We start from the raw sequence: 13,977 nt of genomic DNA, 5'->3' as shown, positions 1-13,977 counted from the left end.
CTCGACGTGGTCAAACTCCGGCTCGGCGATGCCGTAGCGCCGCAACCAGGTTCACCCGCATAGCGCTTCGAGGCCCTCACCCGAGCTTGAGCAGCGAGGGCTGATCCTCCACCTCGGCGTGAGTAACGCGACGGCCGAATAGGACGCCGAAACGCGGACGATCGCGCCGATCGTGTGCGTGCGGAACATGTACAACCTGGCCTTACGCCGAGACGACAAACTGATCGACACCCTCGCCGGACAGGGCATCGCCCATGTGCCTCTTCTACCCACTTCGGTAGCTTCACTCTGCTGCGATCCGCAGCACTGTCGGCCGTCGCCGCACGGGTGAATGCCGCACAGATGTCGGCCGCCCTGGCCTGGCTGTTGCACCGGTCACCGAACGTCCGACTGATCCTCGGCACCTCCTCGGCGACCCACCTACGCGAGAACCTCATCGGCGCGGGAGTGCTGTTCTCCGACAAGGGCATCGACGAACTGGTGCTAGGAGACCGCCGCAGGCGACCATTCAAGGAGTGCATAGCCGAGATATCACCCCGGCCAACATCGCGACTACTTCGCGCCGTAGGCCGGGGGTTCGCCGTCGCCCCGCTACCGGCAGACCCACCTCGCCCGGTCCGATCCGCTCCCGCCGCGATCGCAGGAAGTCACGGAGCTCTTCGCGCCGCCGGGTGGAATGCCGCACTGACCATGAATCCACGGTAACAACGGGGCGAGCGGGGTGCTGCTCGCTTTTCTGGCGAGCCCCCGATATCGAGGCAGCCGATAAACCCGAATGGTTGACCGCGAGATGTGCGACATGGGTCCGCTCCCCGCGAGCAGCAACTAGCACTCCCGCTTGCATACGGCGCCTGGTCTTACGGTGCGTCGGGCCGACCTCGGACCGGCACGGCCACTTGGTCTTTCGCGGGTGGTCGCTGGCCGGTTCGGTCAGCGAGCCACGCGGCATTACAGGTTGTCCGGACTATGTGGGATATGGCGCTGTCGGCAGTTGGGGACGGTCGAGCGGGCGTTCGGGTGGCCGTCGACTCGCGAGCACTGCGAGCAGACCGGGAAACACGCCCCAGACGGTTACCAGCACCAACCAAAACAACGGTGGCTGCGAGAACGGGCCAGAGTCGGGACGATCGGGACCCACAGGTATGAAAACCCCTGAGGCCCACACGAGCCAGAGTACGAAATCGGCGAAGAACAACGAGCAACCACCAAGGATCACCCACCTCCACCCGCTCGCGGCACCAGCGATCAATGCCAAACCCGCCATGCCCGCAACGATCAGCTTGGTAACTGCCAGGGCGTGACTGCATGACGAGACCTCCTCGTCAGGCATACCTTCGACCAGCACTACGAACGCGTAGACCAACGCCAGCAGAGCAGCGACACACGCGCCGAGCCCCGAGAGAACGCGCGTCCAGACGCCTGATGACAACAGCATGACGGCATGGTAGTCAACGGACTTCGCCCGCCCGCGTGCTGTCGAGCTGGTTCCGCAACCGGGAAACCGTTGCGTGGCACCGTGATACGACCACCCGATGTGCCGTGGGCGGTGGATTCGCTGGGCGCTCTCGCGTCGCGCGGACGATGACGCGATTCGGAGCCGCTCGGTCTCTGTGAAACTGCGCATCACGGCGACCCGGAGCGGGCTAAGGTGATGCTGGGTGCCCAGTGCTGAGGGGAGCGGAAGTGGTTGCGGTGGTAGATCTCTCGATCTCGGATCCCGGAGAACTGGCCTCGCTGCGCAAGATTGTGGAGCGAATCCCCGGTCTCCGAGTGCGGCAGATGACCGGTCGGACGGCCCCCGGTGAGCAGGGGGCGTTCGACTTCCTACAGATTGCCGCTACTGCTGGCGGAGGTGGTGGAGCGCTACTGCTGATGATTCGAACGCTTCCTGACTTCATCCGGTCCCGGCGACGTGATGTTTCGATCGTGTACAAGGCAGGGGACATGGAAGTGACCATTACGGCCGCGACTGCCGCTGACGCGGTCACCCTCATCGAGAAGTCGATCGATGCCGGACGCGCTTGACGGGGACTACTCCGGATCACAGGCCGTTCTGGTCGGTACCTGGGACTATTCCGAGCTCGAGCAGATTCCCGCCGCGCAGCACAGCCTGCGACGCATGGCGTCGCTGTTGACGAGCGATCTGTGTGGTTGGCCGAGTGAGCGAGTCACACTGGTCGAGAACCAGCGGATGGTAGGGGAGCTACCGGATCTTCTGGTCCGGAAGTTCAATCAGGCCGAGGATGTCGCGCTGTTCTATTTTGTCGGCCACGGACAGCAAGATGCGTACGACCAGCTGTGCCTCGCCCTGGGCAACACATCCAGGAAAGCGCACCGCAGACAAACGACAAGCCTAGCGTACTCGCAGGTTCGGCACGCTTTCCAGATGAGCCCGGCGAGAATGAAGATCGCACTGCTGGACTGCTGCTTCGCGGGATTGGCGGTCAATCAAAACGGAACCCTCGCGGTTGATGCCAAGGTACCCACGGCACCAGGCGCCTACTTGATGATGGCGACGGGCCCATACTCGACCGCCTGGTTTCAGTTCGGGGCCGAGCACGAAACACCTCAGACGTTCTTCACCAAAGCCGTCGTTGACGTGGTCGAGAGCGGTGTAAGTCGGGCTGGGCGCGGGCTGACTTTGGACATATTGTTTCAAGAGGCCGCCAACCGGCTGGTATTCGATGGCAAACCCCAACCCGACCACAACAGCACCGGGTTCTCGCACACTTTTCATTTTGCCCGTAATATCATCACACCCTCCAGCTTGTCTGCAACGCCCACGAAGAGCATTCTTGCCGATATACCGGAGGAGCCCGCCGAGCAGCGGCGACCGATCCTGACTCGTGCCGGATCACGGAAGAAGCGCCTTTCTTCCTCACGTCGTGATATCGGAGCATTTACCGAGTCGAGCGCACGGGAGATGGCGTATCGACACGGAATTCGGTTGGGTACCGCGGACGCTCCCGGAGTCCGAATTGGCACAATCATTCCGGGAAAAGTACCCGCCTACTCGTCATACTTCGACTCGCAGTTATGGATTTGCGGCCCTCGTCGAGGAATCAGCGCCTCAACAATTGTCCCGGCCTTGGTCGAGGCCATCGGACCCGTGATATTCACGTCGACGAAGGGCGACGAGGTCGCGTTGACTCGCAACGTGAGAGAAGGGCAAGGAAGTCGGGTATACGTCTTCGATCCACATGACCTGGTCAACGAGCGGCCGACCTGGTTTTGGAACCCGTTGGACTGGGTTGATGTTTCACGGAGCGGTGCCGAGAATCGGGCGGCTCGACTGGCGGGGTATTTCTCGCACAGCGCCGACGGAATCGACGTCCACAAGGACGCTTCTGTCGCTGCTCAGAGTGAGGACGTCCTGGCAAATCTATTTCTGGCAGCGGCAGTTCGAGACGAACCTATTACTTTGGTCTGGGAATGGCTGACTGATCCAATCAATTCCGAGCCTGTGGTAAATCTACGTACTGCCGACATGCATGCTGCTGTGAATGCTCTCGCCCACCACTACAACAGCGACTATCGGGCGCGTGAACGTATCTTTGCCGGCGCAATGCAGATGGCTCGCTGTCTGCGAATGCCTGAGCTGCATCGCTGGATTACCCGGAGTGAAAATACAGTCCGGTTCGACGAATTAGAATTCATCGAGCAAAATTTCACGCTGATGGCGCTGTCGGCCGCTGGGCGTGGCACTGGGGCCCCGATAGTGAGCGCGTTGGTCGGGGCAATTCTCGACGAGGCGTCGAAGAAGGCAGCCCGGTCCGTAGGTTCCTCGCTGCCGATCCCGCTCATCGCAATACTTGATGATGCCCCGCAGCTACTTCGGTGGCCGGATTTCCCGCGCGTATATGCTGGACTGGGTCAACGTGGAATCGTGGCGATCGCGATCATGCAGTCGTGGGAACACGGTGTCCAGGGCTGGGGCGCCTCGGGAATGGCCGATGTCTGGTCGGCCGCGGCTCTACGGTGCATCGGCGGAGGATTGCCCAACATCGAGTTCGCCCGCGCCCACTTCGAAGCGCTGGGGTTCCCGGCTGTTCCCGGCGCGCGTCGAAGTGGATTAGGCGGAGTATTCGGCCTTGGGCGAGGTAGAACTGAGTTCTCTATCTCGGACCTGCTTACATTGCAGCGTGGGGAAGTTGTCGTACTACCGCAGACCGGCTCACCCCTGTTGGTGAGAACGACGCCATGGTGGGAAGGGGCATACCGCGACGCGATACGACAATCCATCGAATACGAATCCCCGAGGTCGCGGGTGCCGCTCGCCGCAATACCTCAATCTGGTACGACTCTTGGCAGCACGTCAGCGAACGACGAAATCCGGCCCTTGTGATCAGGTGACTTCCCTTCCATGGGCGGGGAGTCCGCCGACGCCCCACCGTCGGCAGACCCGCCTCGCTCGGACCGATTCGCTTCCGCCACGAGCGCGGGAAAATCACGCAGCACTTCGCCTCGCACGGCAGATGCCGCATTGGCCATCGAGCCAAGTCATAGGAGTGCCGCGAGCATCGAACTACTTGAACGCGAAGGCGTTTCGGTGAGCCCAGGCCGCGAAGGTGTGTGGTGCACGGCCGAGCACCCTCTCGACGTCGGGGGAGATTCGTTGCTCATCGGGTGTCGGCGCGCCGAGGATATCGAGGGTGGTCTCGACGACGGGTTCGGGCATGAAGTGCAACATCTGGGTTCGTGCCTGTGACCTGGTCTGTTCGACGAAACGAATCGGTTCGCCGAGTGCTGCGCCGAGGTCTTCGGCACGTTGTGCGGGGGTGCTGAGCGCCGGGCCGGTCAGGGTGTAGATCCGTCCGGCGTGGCCGTCTTCGCACAGCGCGGCCGCGGCGACCTCGGCGATATCGGACGGATCGATCACCGGCAGCCCGACCTCGCCGAACGGAGCCGTGACGGTGCGTTCGGTACGGGCCGACTCCACCCAGGCGTAGGCGTTGGAGGCGAAGGCCCCGGGCCGCAGGATCGTCCACTCCAGTCCCGACCCGCGGACGGCCTCCTCGAAGGAATGTCCCAACTGCCCGTGTGAGGCGGACTCCGGCCGGGTGGCGACGCCCTGCGACGAAAGCTGCACAACCCGTTGAATACCAACGGATTTCGCGAGAGCGAGGATGGCTCGGGGGTCCATCAGGTGCGCGCTGATTCCGGTGTCGTGCAGGAACAGCGCTTTCGCGCCTACGAAGGCGGGGGAGAGGGTTTCGGGTGCGGTGAGATCGGCGCGCTGGTGGCGCACGCCGACGGGTAGTGCGGGCTCTGTGGCACCGCGCGACACGGCGATTACCTGCTCGCCCGCTGCGGCAAGGGTCTGCACGAGGGTACGTCCGACGTTGCCGGTTGCTCCGGTCACTACAATCATGTTCATCCCTAAGTTAGTTAACTGACTAATAAGAACATAGCCGACGTCTCGACGATCTGTAAATAGTTAGTTGTATGACTGACTCAGTCGAAAGGGCGGCCATGAAACCACGGTGACGACAAGGGAGTCGGGTGCCGCTCGAAGTCGGTGCGCCGGTTTACGCTGAGCGAGTGTCGGTGCTACCTCTGATCTTCACCGCGGGCTGGGCCAGCGGGATCAACGCGTACGCGGTGGTGTTTCTGCTGGGGCTGTTCGGGCGGATCGGGTGGGCCGGTGACGTGCCACCGGGGCTGCAGCGGACCGATGTACTCGTCGCTGCCGGGGTGTTGTTCCTGATCGAGGCCGTGGCGGACAAGATTCCGTATCTGGACTCGTTCTGGGACGCGGTGCACACGGTGGTGCGGCCCGCGTCGGGCGCGATCGTCTCGGCTCTGATTGCGGGCCAAGACGATTCGCTGCCCACGATGTTCGCGGCCGCTGTCGGCGGCACCACCGCTTTGCTCAGCCACATCGTCAAAGCGGGCACCCGGATGGCGATCAACACGTCCCCGGAGCCGGTCACCAATATCGCGATGAGCACCGCCGAAGACTTCACGGTCGGCGGTGTAGTCACCCTCGCGGTGTTCTTCCCGGTGTTGGCCGCGGTGATCGCCGCTGTCCTGTTGGTGATCGGTTTGTCGGTGGTCTATATGTGCGCCAGTCGAATCCGCCGCTATCTTCGACGACGGCGCGAACGCCGTGCCGCTCGGACGCACGGCATCGAGTCCGCGCTGGAGTAGGTGGGGTTCACCGCACCTGCGGCGCCACCTTCGTCCCCAGCAGGTCGATGCTGTGCAGCACCTGCTCGGGCGGGAGCGTGCCCACGCTGGTGTGCAGCATGAATCGGTCGAGGCCGAGGGTGTCGCGGACCTCGGCGATCTTGTTCGCCACGTAGTCGGGAGTGCCGACGAACAGGGAGCCGCTCTGCGAGCGCAGGGCGTCGAATTGTTCGCGCGTCATCGGACCCCAGCCGCGTTCGCGGCCGATCGTCGACATGGCCAGGGCGTAGGGCTCGTAGAACTCGGCGACGGCATGCGCGTCCGTGTCTGCCACATAGCCGTGCGCGTGCACCGCTACGGGCTGCTTCTCGTGGCCGCCCTCGGCGAGTGCTCGGTGATACAGCTCGACCAGCGGCTTGAACCGTGCGGGCTCACCGCCGATGATCGCGATGGCGAGGGGCAGGCCGAGTAGGCCGGCGCGAATCACCGATTCGGGGCTGCCGCCGACCGCGATCCATACCGGCAAGGGCCGGTTATCGGTGCGTGGGTACACCGTCACCTCGTGCAGCGGTGCCCGGAATCGGCCCGACCAGGTGACCGGACCTTCCTCGCGCACATGCAGCAGCAGTGCCAGCTTCTCTTCGAACAGTGCGTCGTAGTCGCCCAGGTCGTACCCGAACAACGGGAACGACTCCGTGAACGACCCGCGCCCCGCCATCAACTCCGCGCGCCCGTTCGACAGCCCGTCCAGCGTCGCGAAGTCCTGGTACACCCGCACCGGATCGTCGGAGCTGAGCACCGTTACCGCGCTGGTCAGCTGGATGCGTTCGGTCCGGGCGGCAGCGGCGGCCAGTACGACAGCGGGGGAGGACGCGGCGAAATCGCGGCGATGGTGTTCGCCCACGCCGTACACATCGAGCCCGGCGGTCTCGGTGGCGACGGCTTCATCGACCACCTGACGCAGCCGCTCGGCAGCGGTCGGCGCAGGCCGGTCGCCGGTGGGGTACAGCTCGGCGAAGGTGGTGAGCCCCAGTTCCATGTGAACCTCTCTTCGGGATGCGGTCCCAGTCTAAACGGACCGCAGTCCGATATCATTCCCTCGGTTTATGGATGGATGCGGATTATCTATGACAAAACTATAGTGAGCGGTATGACTGCCCTGGCGACGACGCGCACCGAACCCGACCTGTCCTTCCTGCTCGACCGCACCAGTCACGTCCTGCGTACGCAGATGGCGGCGGCGCTGGCTGAGATCGGACTGACGGCGCGCATGCACTGCGTGCTGGTTCACGCGCTGGAAGACGAGCGCACGCAGGCCCAGCTCGCCGAGCTCGGCGACATGGACAAGACGACGATGGTCGTCACCGTCGACGCGCTGGAAAAGGCGGGTCTGGCGCAACGGAGGCCCTCGAGCACCGACCGTCGTGCCCGCATCATCTCGGTGACCCCGGCGGGTGCGGAACTTGCCGCGCGTAGCACTGAAATCGTCGATGGCGTCCATCAGCGAGCGCTCGGTTCGCTACCGAAGGATGAGCGCGAATCCCTGCTCCGCGCACTGAACGGCCTGGTCGAGGGTCATTTGTCGACGGTGGTGGAGGCTGCTCCCGCGCGCCGCGCCAGGCAATAGTCCGTTATAGATTGTCTACTACGGAACTATCTAGTACGGTCTCTCTTGTTGGCTCGAAGCAGGAGATGACCCATGACCAAGTCCCAGCGCACCGCCCTCGCGGTGCTGTCGGCAGCGATGCTGATGACCATCCTCGACGGCAGCATCGTCACCGTCGCCATGCCGGCCATCCAGGAAGACCTCGGCTTCTCGCCCGCCGGTCTGAGCTGGACCGTGAACGCCTACCTGATCGCCTTCGGCGGTCTGCTCCTACTGGCGGGGCGCCTCGGTGACCTGATCGGCCGCAAGACGATGTTCGTCACCGGCAATATCGTCTTCACCGCCGCCTCGGTGCTGGCAGGCGTGGCGACCACCCCCGCCGTGCTTGTCGGTGCCCGATTCCTCCAGGGCGTCGGCAGTGCGATCGCCGCCTCGGTGGTGCTCGGCATTCTGGTGACGATCTTCACCGAGCCACGCCAACGGGCAACGGCCATCGGTGTTTTCAGCTTCACCGGTGCGGCGGGCGCCTCGATCGGGCAGGTGCTCGGCGGCGTGCTCACCGACGCGCTGAACTGGCACTGGATCTTCCTGATCAATGTGCCGATCGGGGTGCTGACCGTGTTGATAGCGGTGAAGGCGTTGCCCGCCGACCGCGGTCTCGGATGGTCCGCCGGTGCCGATGTGCTGGGCGCCGCCCTGGTCACCGCCGGTCTGATGCTCGGCATCTACACCGTCGTCGAAGTCGAACGCTACGGCTGGATTTCGGCGCACACCCTCGGCCTCGGCGCGCTGGCCGCCGCGCTGCTCGCCGCCTTCGTCGTCCGTCAGGCCACCGCGTCCAACCCGCTGCTGCCACTGCGAATCTTGCGCTCCCGCACGGTCTCCGGTGCCAATCTGGTCCAGATGCTCACTCTCGCGGCCATGTTCGCCTTCCAGATCATCGTCGCGCTCTACCTGCAGAAGGTGCTGGGTTACAACGCATCACAGACCGGCCTGGCCATGCTGCCCGCCGCCGTCGCCATCGGTGGAGTGTCGCTGTTCGCCTCGGCCCGCCTGATCACCCGCTTCGGTGAGCGGGCGGTGCTCATCGCCGGTCTGGCCCTGCTGCTGGCCGGGATGTCGTGGCTGATGCGTCTCCCCGTAGGTGCCGACTACATCACCGACGTGCTGCCGGTGATGGTGGCCATCTCCGGTGGCGGGCTGGTACTGCCCGCGCTCACCGCGCTGGGCATGTCGGGCGCCGAAGCCGACGACGCGGGCCTGGCCTCGGGGCTGTTCAACACCACCCAGCAGGTCGGCATGGCGATCGGTGTCGCGGTCCTGTCCACCCTCGCCGCCGCGCGAACCGGCACCGCACTGGTGGCCGGAACATCCGAGGCCGCCGCTCTGACCAGCGGTTACCGGCTGGCATTCACCGTCGCGGCCGGTCTGCTCGCCGCAGCGCTCGTCATCAGCGCCACCGTACTGCGCAAGCAGGACAGCGCTGAAGCGAAGCCGGTCGCCGAGGCGGTCCCCGCCTTCTGAGCGGGCGAATCGCAGGGGACCACCCCTGCGATTCACCCCCTGGGTGGATGTTCACCCGGGGGTTCGGTGGTGTCCTCGAAGGATGCTGACCGACCGCACGACGTTGACCAAGTTTCTCATCGAAGAGCGCCGCCGCCATCCCGGTTCCAGCGGTGAGCTCAATTCCCTGATCCTCGACGTCGCGCTGGCCTGCAAGGCGATCTCCCAGCGCATCGCCTCCGGTGCGCTCACCGGCGTCCTCGGCGGCGCCGGAGTGGTGAACGTGCAGGGTGAGCAGCAGCAGAAGCTCGACGTGGTCGCCAACGACCTCTTCCTGCGCGCCAGTGAATGGGGCGGACAGCTGGCGGGCATGGTGTCGGAGGAACTCGACGACCCCTACCCGATCCCGCCCGAGTATCCGCGCGGAAAATACCTGCTGGCGTTCGATCCGCTGGACGGGTCATCCAATATCGACGTGAATGTCGCTGTGGGCAGCATCTTTTCCATCTTGCGCGCACCGACCCCCGGCCTGGACGCGACTCTCGAGGACTTCTTGCAGCCCGGCACCGAGCAGGTGGCCGCGGGATACGCGATCTACGGTCCCGCAACGCAACTCGTGCTCACCGTCGGCACCGGCGTGCACGCCTTCACCCTCGCCCCCGAGCTCGGCGAGTTCTTCCTGACCGGGCAGAACCTGCGACTGCCGGAGTCCACCTCGGAGTACGCGGTCAACGCCTCCAATCGCCGCTTCTGGGAACCGGCCGTGCGCCGCTACATCGACGAATGCCTGGCGGGCGCGACGGGCCCGCGCGAGAAGGACTTCAACATGCGCTGGGTGGCCTCGCTGGTGGTCGAAACCCACCGCATTCTCACCCGCGGCGGGGTGTTCCTGTATCCGCGCGATTCGAAGGATCCGTCGAAAAAGGGCCGGCTGCGGCTGCTCTACGAGGCCAATCCCATCGCCTTCCTGATCGAGCAGGCAGGCGGACTCGCCTCGACCGGCCGCGAGCGGATCCTCGAGGTAGCCCCCACCGAGCTGCACCAGCGGATCGCGTTCATCTTCGGTTCCCGCGACGAGGTAGCACGCATCGTGAGTTATCACGCCGAAGCGGCCGAGGAGCCCGACGGCCAGTGGAGTCCGCTGTTCGGTCTACGCGGTCTCTACCGTTCCACCACCTGAGGAGGAGATTCATGTCCGCCAAGCACCCTGTCGTCGCCATCACCGGGTCATCCGGTGCCGGAACAACGTCGGTGATGCGCACGTTCGATTCGATCTTCCGCCGGGAAGGCATCGATGCCGCCTACGTCGAGGGCGACAGTTTCCACAAGTTCGACCGGGCAGGCATGAAGGAGGAGCTGGCGCGAGCGCTGTCGGACGGTGACCACACCTTCAGCCATTTCGGTGCGGAGGCCAACCTGTTCGAAGACCTCGAGAAGCTGTTCCGAGGCTACGGCGAGACCGGAACGGGTCGGGTGCGAAAGTACTTGCACGACAAGGAAGAAGCCGCGCCCTACGATCAGGAACCCGGCACATTCACGCCGTGGGAGGACGTTCGCCCCGGCACCGACCTGCTGTTCTACGAGGGTCTGCACGGCGCCGTGGCCAACGAGCAGGTCGACGTGGCGCAATACGCGGATCTGCTCATCGGAGTGGTGCCGGTGATCAACCTTGAGTGGACCCAGAAGTTGCACCGCGACAAGGACAAACGCGGCTACTCCACCGAGGCGGTGACCGAGACGATCCTGCGCCGCATGCACGACTACGTGAACTTCATGTGCCCGCAGTTCTCCCGCACCCATGTGAACTTCCAGCGGGTCCCCGTGGTGGATACGTCGAATCCCTTTGTCGCCCGCACCATTCCGACACCGGATGAGTCGATGCTGGTGATCCGGTTCGCCGACCCGCACGGCATCGACTTCCCGTATCTGCTGTCGATGCTGCACGACTCGTTCATGTCCCGCCCGAACACGATCGTGTGTCCTGGCGGGAAGATGGACCTGGCAATGCAGTTGATCTTCACGCCGATGTTGTTGCGGCTCATGGAACGTCGCGGCCGCTCCCGCTGAGATGAATGCGACGACCACCTCACCCGAGGTGGTCGTCGAACCAGGTCAACAGCTCGGGATCGTCGAGGCCGTCGGCGACCAGTACCGCCGCCGACAGATCATCGGTGCGGGTGTACGCGTTCTGCGCGGCCACACACCGCAGCCCCGCGGCCACCGCCGACTGCACGCCGTTCGCCGAATCCTCCACGGCCACCACCTGATCGGCGGACAGCCCGGTCTGGATCAGCACGTCCAGATACACCGCGGGGCTCGGTTTCAGCACGGGCACTTCGGTCCCGGTGGTCACCGTGTCGAACGGTTCACCGAACGCGTGCTTCAGCAGCGGCTCGACCCACGCGCGAGTGCCGGTAGTCGCCACGTGCAACCGGACATCACGCGACTGGAGCAGTTCGATGAGCTCCCGTGCCCCCGGACGGGCCTGAATGCGCCCGTCCGAGGCCATCTGCCGCATGATGCGGGTCTTGCTGCGGTGTAACCGCTGTGCGAGCTCACGCGCTTGCTCGACCGGCCTGCCATGCTGTTCGAACCAGAACGCCAGTCGCTGGGCACCACCGGCGACCTTCAGCAGCTTCCCGTACTCCTCGACCGCCCAGCGATCGGGGAGCCCTGCCTCGGCGAAGGCCGCGTTGAAGGCCACCCGATGACCGTCTCGCTCGCTGTCGACAAGGGTGCCGTCGACGTCGAAGATCACTGCCCGCAGCGGCGTCACGGTGCACCGTCGAGGTATTCGCGAATCCGGTCGAGCACGGCCGCCACGGTGAACCCATGATGAGCCAGCACCTCGTCGCCGGGGCCACTGTGCCCGAACTCGTCGATGCCGATCGCCAGGTCGACCAGCCCCGCCCAGCCCGCGGTACTACCCGCCTCGATGCTGACGGTGTGCGCCGCGGCGCCCGGCGTGAAGCGGCAACGATCCAGCACCGGCACCACCCGCACGTCGAACCCCTCCGCCCGTAGCTGCGCCGCGGCGGCGGTCGCCAGCGCGACTTCCGAACCGGTGGCGACGATGTCGATCGCGGGCGACGCGGATGATTCGCCCGCCGGGTCCAGCTGGGGGAGTGACTGGCGCGACAGGATCAGCGCGGTCGGCCCATCGACACGGCTCAGCGCGAGTTCCCACGCGAGCGCGGTCTCCACATCGTTCGCCGGGCGCAACACCTGCAATCCGGGAATCACCCGCAGTGATTCGAGGTGCTCGACCGGCTGATGCGTCGGCCCGTCCTCCCCGACCGCGATCGAATCGTGGGTGAGCACATAGATCACCGGCTGCCCCATCAACGCCGACAACCGCAGCGCGGGGCGCAGATAGTCGGCGAACACCAGGAACGTACTGCCGAACACCCGCAACCCACCGTGCAGGCTCATCCCGTTCAGAATGGCCGCCATCCCGAACTCGCGGACGCCGAAAGCGATAGCGCTGGAGGCGAAATCAGCACGACTGACAACGTCGCCGCACACGGTGCCGGTCGAGCCGGCGAGGTCGGCCGATCCGCCGACCAATTCCGGCATCGTCGACAACGCCGCGGCCAAACACGCCTGCGACGACTGTCGTGTGGCACGAGGTGCCGGTGCCGCGACGGCTTCCAGCGCGGGCAGTAGACCAGCGGGCAGCAATCGCGCACGGGCGCGCCGGAACTCGGCGGCACGCGCGGGCGCGACCGCGTCGAACGCCGCGACCTCCTCGAGCCAGGTCGCGTGCTCCTCACCACCGATCGCCGCAAGGACCGCACACGTCGCCGCGACCTGTTCGGGCACCGCGAACGGTGGAAGAGTCCATCCCGCGAGTTCTTTGGCCTGTGCGAGTCGTTCGGCACCCAGCGGCGAGCCATGCGCCTTCGCGGTTCCGGCGACATCGGGCGCACCATGACCGATCACCGTGCGCACCGCGAGAAAGCTCGGGCGCGGATCATCCTTCGCCCGGGTCAGCGCGGCGTCGATCGCCTCGATATCGGTTCCGTCGGCGACCACCTCGGTATGCCACCCGTAGGCCGCGAACCGCGCCACCTGATCGTCGCTACACGAGCGCCCGACCGCACCGTCGATCGTGATCTCGTTGTCGTCCCAGAGCACGATCAACCCACCGAGCCCCAAATGCCCTGCGAATGAGGCGACTTCGTGACTGACACCTTCCATCAGGCAGCCGTCGCCGACGATCGCATAGGTGCGATGCCCGGTGATCTCCGGATATCGGGCGGCGGTCATCCGCTCGGCGAGAGCCATCCCCACCGCCATCGCCAGCCCCTGACCCAACGGCCCGGTGGTGCACTCCACGCCGGGTGTGTCACCGAACTCGGGATGACCCGGTGTCCGCGACCCCAACTGACGGAACCGCCGCAATTCTTCGACGGGCAGGTCGTATCCGAACAGGTGCAGCAGCCCGTACAGCAGTGCCGACCCGTGCCCGGCCGAGAGCACGAACCGGTCCCGGTCGGCCCAATCCGGATCTGCCGGGTCATGGCGCAGATGCCGGCTCCACAGCGTCCACGCCATCGGCGCCGCCCCCATCGGCATGCCGGGGTGGCCCGACTGCGCGGCCTCCACCATGTCGGCGGCGAGGAAACGCAGGGTGTCGACGGCGAGCAGGTCGGTCGTCACGGACGGTACGAAGGTCGGTTGCGCGACGTCGGTCATCAGGGTCATGGCGCGGCCTTTCTGATCGGGTCCGTTCATCG

The 13,977-nt window shown here is 65.2% G+C and carries 11 protein-coding genes and 1 pseudogene; 7 read left to right on the top strand and 5 right to left on the bottom strand.

Annotation, left to right across the window (positions count from 1 at the left end; translation table 11 throughout):
* Positions 1 to 532: 532 nt before the first annotated feature.
* Positions 533 to 685, bottom strand: a pseudogene (locus ACQHI0_RS19150) (transcriptional regulator); the annotation flags it as partial.
* 998 nt (positions 686 to 1,683) lie between these two features.
* Between ACQHI0_RS19150 and ACQHI0_RS19145 the strand changes: the two are divergent.
* Both ACQHI0_RS19145 and ACQHI0_RS19140 read left to right on the top strand, forming a co-directional pair.
* Entirely contained in the window at positions 1,684 to 2,025 is a 342-nt protein-coding gene (locus tag ACQHI0_RS19145) for an effector-associated constant component EACC1 (RefSeq protein ID WP_427903232.1), read from the top strand.
* Positions 2,009 to 4,345 carry a caspase, EACC1-associated type gene (locus ACQHI0_RS19140; RefSeq protein WP_427903231.1) on the top strand — a complete coding sequence of 779 codons (2,337 nt, stop codon included), beginning with the start codon at positions 2,009 to 2,011 and terminating at the stop codon, positions 4,343 to 4,345. Before ACQHI0_RS19145 ends, ACQHI0_RS19140 begins: the two co-directional genes overlap by 17 nt.
* 180 nt (positions 4,346 to 4,525) lie before the next feature.
* On the opposite strand, the gene ACQHI0_RS19135 is transcribed toward ACQHI0_RS19140, so the two are convergent.
* Positions 4,526 to 5,371 carry an NAD(P)H-binding protein gene (locus tag ACQHI0_RS19135; RefSeq protein WP_427903230.1) on the bottom strand — a complete coding sequence of 282 codons (846 nt, stop codon included), beginning with the start codon at positions 5,369 to 5,371 and terminating at the stop codon, positions 4,526 to 4,528.
* A gap of 170 nt (positions 5,372 to 5,541) precedes the next feature.
* Between ACQHI0_RS19135 and ACQHI0_RS19130 the strand changes: the two genes are divergently transcribed.
* Positions 5,542 to 6,150, top strand: a complete 609-nt coding sequence (locus ACQHI0_RS19130; protein ID WP_427903229.1) for a DUF4126 domain-containing protein — start codon at positions 5,542 to 5,544, stop codon at positions 6,148 to 6,150.
* Between the two features lie 7 nt (positions 6,151 to 6,157).
* Here the strand turns inward: ACQHI0_RS19130 and ACQHI0_RS19125 are convergent, their stop codons facing one another.
* Positions 6,158 to 7,168, bottom strand: a complete 1,011-nt coding sequence (locus ACQHI0_RS19125; RefSeq protein ID WP_427903228.1) for an LLM class flavin-dependent oxidoreductase — start codon at positions 7,166 to 7,168, stop codon at positions 6,158 to 6,160.
* Between the two features lie 111 nt (positions 7,169 to 7,279).
* On the opposite strand from ACQHI0_RS19125, the gene ACQHI0_RS19120 reads away from it, so the two are divergent.
* The 4 genes from ACQHI0_RS19120 (at position 7,280) to ACQHI0_RS19105 (ending at position 11,305) form a co-directional block, all read left to right on the top strand.
* The gene (locus tag ACQHI0_RS19120; protein ID WP_427903227.1) at positions 7,280 to 7,756 is read left to right on the top strand and encodes a MarR family winged helix-turn-helix transcriptional regulator; all 477 of its coding nucleotides are present in this window, start codon (positions 7,280 to 7,282) and stop codon (positions 7,754 to 7,756) included.
* A 72-nt stretch (positions 7,757 to 7,828) separates the two neighbouring features.
* Positions 7,829 to 9,259, top strand: a complete 1,431-nt coding sequence (locus tag ACQHI0_RS19115; protein ID WP_427903226.1) for an MFS transporter — start codon at positions 7,829 to 7,831, stop codon at positions 9,257 to 9,259.
* A gap of 82 nt (positions 9,260 to 9,341) precedes the next feature.
* Complete coding sequence (locus ACQHI0_RS19110; protein ID WP_427903225.1) at positions 9,342 to 10,418, top strand: class 1 fructose-bisphosphatase; 1,077 nt, start codon at positions 9,342 to 9,344, stop codon at positions 10,416 to 10,418.
* Positions 10,419 to 10,429: 11 nt separating this feature from the next.
* Positions 10,430 to 11,305: a phosphoribulokinase gene (locus ACQHI0_RS19105; protein ID WP_427903224.1), complete on the top strand. Its 876-nt coding sequence runs from the start codon at positions 10,430 to 10,432 to the stop codon at positions 11,303 to 11,305.
* A gap of 19 nt (positions 11,306 to 11,324) precedes the next feature.
* Here the strand turns inward: ACQHI0_RS19105 and ACQHI0_RS19100 are convergent, their stop codons facing one another.
* Both ACQHI0_RS19100 and tkt read right to left on the bottom strand, forming a co-directional pair.
* Positions 11,325 to 12,014 (bottom strand): HAD family hydrolase, encoded by a 690-nt coding sequence (locus ACQHI0_RS19100; RefSeq protein ID WP_427903223.1) that lies wholly within the window; start codon positions 12,012 to 12,014, stop codon positions 11,325 to 11,327.
* Complete coding sequence (gene tkt, locus ACQHI0_RS19095; protein WP_427903222.1) at positions 12,011 to 13,975, bottom strand: transketolase; 1,965 nt, start codon at positions 13,973 to 13,975, stop codon at positions 12,011 to 12,013. Before tkt ends, ACQHI0_RS19100 begins: the two co-directional genes overlap by 4 nt.
* Between the last annotated feature and the right edge of the window lie 2 nt (positions 13,976 to 13,977).

Origin of the sequence: Nocardia sp. FBN12 (assembly GCF_050320175.1) — a bacterium.
GTDB lineage: Bacteria > Actinomycetota > Actinomycetes > Mycobacteriales > Mycobacteriaceae > Nocardia.
This window is presented reverse-complemented; position numbering and strand designations above follow the sequence as displayed.